The organism is Bradyrhizobium sp. (assembly GCF_049581145.1).
In the GTDB taxonomy this organism is placed as follows: Bacteria; Pseudomonadota; Alphaproteobacteria; order Rhizobiales; family Xanthobacteraceae; genus Bradyrhizobium.
This window is the reverse complement of the sequence record NZ_JBAURI010000507.1, coordinates 1-4,359: the sequence shown is the minus strand read 5'-3', so window position 1 is coordinate 4,359 and position 4,359 is coordinate 1. Positions and strand designations below refer to the sequence as shown.

At 63.5% G+C, this 4,359-nt stretch carries 5 protein-coding genes and 1 pseudogene; all 6 read left to right on the top strand.

Annotated elements, in window-relative coordinates; all coding sequences use genetic code 11:
- Positions 1–353, top strand: a pseudogene (locus WCB02_RS16775) (phosphohydrolase); the annotation flags it as partial.
- A gap of 92 nt (positions 354–445) precedes the next feature.
- Positions 446–2,158, top strand: a complete 1,713-nt coding sequence (ureC, locus tag WCB02_RS16770) for an urease subunit alpha (RefSeq protein WP_423959649.1) — start codon at positions 446–448, stop codon at positions 2,156–2,158.
- A gap of 131 nt (positions 2,159–2,289) precedes the next feature.
- Positions 2,290–2,589: a putative quinol monooxygenase gene (locus tag WCB02_RS16765; protein WP_423959647.1), complete on the top strand. Its 300-nt coding sequence runs from the start codon at positions 2,290–2,292 to the stop codon at positions 2,587–2,589.
- A gap of 26 nt (positions 2,590–2,615) precedes the next feature.
- The gene (locus tag WCB02_RS16760) at positions 2,616–2,915 is read left to right on the top strand and encodes a putative quinol monooxygenase (protein WP_423959646.1); all 300 of its coding nucleotides are present in this window, start codon (positions 2,616–2,618) and stop codon (positions 2,913–2,915) included.
- Positions 2,916–2,925: 10 nt separating this feature from the next.
- Positions 2,926–3,519: an urease accessory protein UreE gene (locus tag WCB02_RS16755; RefSeq protein WP_423959645.1), complete on the top strand. Its 594-nt coding sequence runs from the start codon at positions 2,926–2,928 to the stop codon at positions 3,517–3,519.
- Entirely contained in the window at positions 3,500–4,237 is a 738-nt protein-coding gene (locus tag WCB02_RS16750) for an urease accessory protein UreF (RefSeq protein WP_423959650.1), read from the top strand. The genes WCB02_RS16755 and WCB02_RS16750 overlap by 20 nt, the downstream gene beginning before the upstream one ends.
- Positions 4,238–4,359 lie beyond the last annotated feature (122 nt).

Sequence of the window (4,359 nt, the reverse complement as noted above, 5' to 3'; positions counted from 1 at the left end):
CACTCGAGGACACCGACTCGACGCAGGAAGAGCTCGCGCTGCGCTTCGGCTCGCGCGTCACTGGCCTCGTCGAAGAGGTGACCGACGACATGGCGCTTTCGAAGGATGAACGGCGGCGGCTTCAGGTCATCGAGGCGCCGAAAAAGTCGATGGGTGCCAAGCTGATCAAGATCGCCGACAAGATCTCGAACGTTCGCGCCCGCGTCTTCTTCGAGCCGAGCCTGCTGCAGCGCGTGGAACTGATGGACTACGTCGCCTGGGCCGAGCAGGTCGTTGCGGGCTGTCGCGGCGGCAACGTTTGGCTCGACCGGACCTTTGACGAAGCTGTGACGAAAGCCAGAGGCACGCTATGAGAAACGGCGGCGACAAGCCGTCGTCTGCGCGGACCTCGTCCACCTGAAAGCAAGCCATTAGGATCAAACGTGGTAGGGAAGCTGGTGTCGAAATGTCCGTGAAGATCAAACGTTCCGTCTATGCCGACATGTTCGGCCCGACCACCGGCGACAAGGTGCGGCTCGCCGACACTGATCTCATCATCGAGGTGGAAAAGGATTTCACGACCTATGGCGAGGAGGTGAAATTCGGCGGCGGCAAGGTGATCCGCGACGGCATGGGGCAGTCGCAGGCGACCAACAAGCAGGGCGCGGTCGACACCGTCATCACCAACGCGCTGATCGTCGACCATTGGGGCATCGTCAAGGCTGACGTCGCGATCAAGGAGGGCATGATCAGCGCCATCGGCAAGGCGGGCAATCCCGACATCCAGCCCAATGTGACCATCGTGATCGGTCCCGGCACCGATGTGATCGCGGGCGAAGGCAAGATTCTCACCGCCGGGGGATTCGACAGCCACATCCATTTCATCTGTCCGCAGCAGATCGAACACGCCCTGATGAGCGGCGTCACCTCGATGCTGGGCGGCGGCACCGGCCCGTCGCACGGCACCTTCGCCACCACCTGCACGCCGGGGCCGTGGCACATGGGGCGCATGATCCAGTCGTTCGACGCGTTCCCGGTCAATCTCGGCATTTCCGGCAAGGGCAACGCGTCGCGCCCGGCGGCGCTGGTCGAGATGGTCAAGGCCGGCGCCTGCGCGCTGAAGCTGCACGAGGATTGGGGCACCACGCCGGCCGCGATCGACAACTGTCTTGCGGTCGCCGACGATTACGACGTCCAGGTGATGCTGCATTCCGATACGCTGAACGAATCCGGCTTCGTCGAGGATACCATCAAGGCCTTCAAGGGCCGCACCATCCATGCCTTCCATACCGAAGGCGCCGGCGGCGGGCACGCACCCGACATCATCAAGATCGCCGGCTTGAAGAACGTGCTGCCGTCCTCGACCAATCCGACGCGGCCGTTCACCCGCAACACCATCGACGAGCATCTGGACATGCTGATGGTGTGCCACCATCTCGACCCCTCGATTGCCGAGGATCTGGCCTTCGCCGAAAGCCGCATCCGGAAAGAGACCATTGCGGCAGAAGACATCCTGCACGATCTCGGCGCGCTCTCGATGATGTCGTCGGATTCCCAGGCCATGGGCCGCCTCGGCGAGGTCATCATCCGTACCTGGCAGACCGCGGACAAGATGAAGAAGCAGCGCGGCGCGTTGCCGGAGGACAAGAGCGGCAACGACAATTTCCGGGTCAAGCGCTACATCGCCAAGTACACCATCAACCCCGCGATCGCTCATGGCGTGTCGAAACTGATCGGCTCGGTGGAGAAGGGCAAGCTTGCCGATCTCGTGCTGTGGTCTCCGGCCTTCTTCGGCGTCAAACCGGATCTGATCATCAAGGGCGGCTCGATCGTGGCAGCTCCGATGGGCGATCCGAACGCCTCGATCCCAACCCCGCAGCCGGTGCACTACCAGCCGATGTTCGCAGCCTACGGCAAGTCGTTGACGGCCTCCTCGGTGATCTTCACCTCGAAGGCGGCGGTCACGGCGGGCCTGGCCCGGCAGCTCGGTATCAGCAAGGCACTCTACGCGGTGCAAAACACCCGCGGCAAGATTTCCAAGAAGAGCATGATCCATAACGACGCTACGCCCAGGATCGAGGTCGATCCGGAGACCTACGAAGTCCGCGCCGACGGCGAACTCCTGACCTGCGAACCCGCCGAGGTGCTGCCTTTGGCGCAGCGGTATTTCATGTACTGAGGCGCGCGGCAGGAGCAGGCGCCGCTTTGCGTTTGCTCGCGCTTCTGCGCTAAGGTCCTTTCGGCTTGAGAGCCGAAGCAGACCAGAAACAGACCAGAACAGAAGCGTCCAGAAACGCCCGGGAGGATACCGTGATCTACGTCGTTGCCACGCTGACCGTAAAACCTGAGACCCGTGCCGAATTCATCGCCGCCGCGACCGACTGCATCAAGGCGACCCGCAAGGAAGCCGGCAATATTGCCTATGATTTGCATGAGAGCGTCACAGATCCCGAAAGAATGGTGTTCGTCGAGCAGTGGGACAATGCCGACGCGCTGGTGCCGCACCGGAGTGCGGAGCATATGAAGACCTTCGGCCGCGTTGCCGTGAAATGCTTCGCGGCGCCGCCCAAGATCGAAATCATCACGCCCGAGAAGGTCGAGGTGCGCTGAACGACGAGAAAAGGGAGAACAACGCCATGATCTATGTCGTCGCCACCACCCAGGTGAAGTCGGAATGCCGCGAGGCCTTTATCAAGGGCGCCAAGGACTGTATCGCCGAGACCCGCAAGGAGAAGGGCTGCCTGGCCTACGAAAGCCACACCAGCATCAACGACCCTAATCTGTTCGTCGTGGTGGAGCGCTGGGAAAGCCGTGAGGACCTCACCGCCCATGCCAAGGCGTCGCACATGAAGGTGTGGCGGGAGTATTCTGCGCCGCTGAAGGTCAGCCCGACCGTGATCGAGATCATCAGCGACGGCCACGTCGAGACGTTTTGAGAGGATTCCGATGATCCGCGCGACAGATGTCAGGCCGCAGCATCGCTGGAAAGACGCGCCGGCCGATACGGTGGTGCTCGATTTCGACGATCGCCACCGCCGGCGCATGGCGATGACGGGCACGCGCGGATTGCAGTTCGTACTCGATCTCGAAAACGCCATCGCGCTGCGCAGCGGCGATGCGCTGGTGCTCGAGGACGCCCGGCTTGTCGAGGTCGTGGCCGCGCCCGAGCCGCTCGCCGAGATCCGCGGCGCCGACCCGCATCATCTGATCCGCCTCGCCTGGCATCTCGGCAACCGCCACCTGCCGACGCAGCTCATGCCGAAAGCTCTGCGGATTCGGCGCGATCACGTGATCGAGGCGATGGTGAAAGGGCTCGGTGCGCGCGTGATCGAGATCGAGGCGCCGTTCGATCCCGAAGGCGGCGCCTATGCCGGCGCAGCGCCGGGCCATGTGCATGAGCAGCACCCGGGTCATGCTCACGCCACGCATGATCATGCGCACGAACACGGTCATCACGACGATCACGTCCATCATCGCCATGGTGAGCATGGCGAGCATGAGCATCACCATGGTCATTCCCATGCTCATGACCACAAATGAGCCGCAGTCGATCCTGGACCGGAGCGGCATGACGAACGCTGAAGCTGGGGCGCTGTACCGGCTGCTGACGTGGCTGTCGCCGTCGTTCCCGGTCGGCGCTTTCGCCTATTCCAGCGGTATCGAATGGGCCGTGGAAGCAGGCGATATCAGTGATGCAGTATCGTTGCGGGGGTGGCTGGCCGCGCTGCTCGCGGATGGGTCCGGGTTCTGCGACGGCGTGTTCCTGGCGCAGGCGCATCGCGCGGCGGAGACGGGCGATGATGGTGTTTTGCGCGAGATCGCCGAGCTCGCCGCGGCCTACGTGCCCTCGCGCGAGCGGCAGCTTGAGACCACCACGCAAGGGCGCGCTTTCATCGAGATTGCGCGCGCCGCATGGAGCTATGACGGCCTCGACCTCTTGATCGCGAGTTGCGGCGGGACGATCGTCTATCCCGTCGCGGTTGGTATCGTCAGCGCCGCGCATGGCATACCGCTGGCGCCGACGCTGCACGCCTTCCTGCATGCCCTGGCCTCGAACTGGATTTCCGCCGGCAGTAGGCTTGTTCCACTGGGCCAGACCGACAGCCAGCGCGTGCTGGCGTCACTGGAGCCGGTCGTCGCCGCCACCGCCGGCCGCGCGTTGCTGGCCACGCTTGACGATCTCGGCAGCGCCACCTTTCGCGCCGATCTCTCAAGCCTCCGCCACGAGACCCAATATACCAGGCTGTTCCGGTCGTGACGCGCCACACGCTTCGCTCGTCGTCCCGGCGAAGGCCGGGACCCACAACCACAGGCGTTCATTGTTGCGCAAGGCGTCTGCCATTCGACTTTATTGACAGATCACCCGGTATGGGTCCCGGC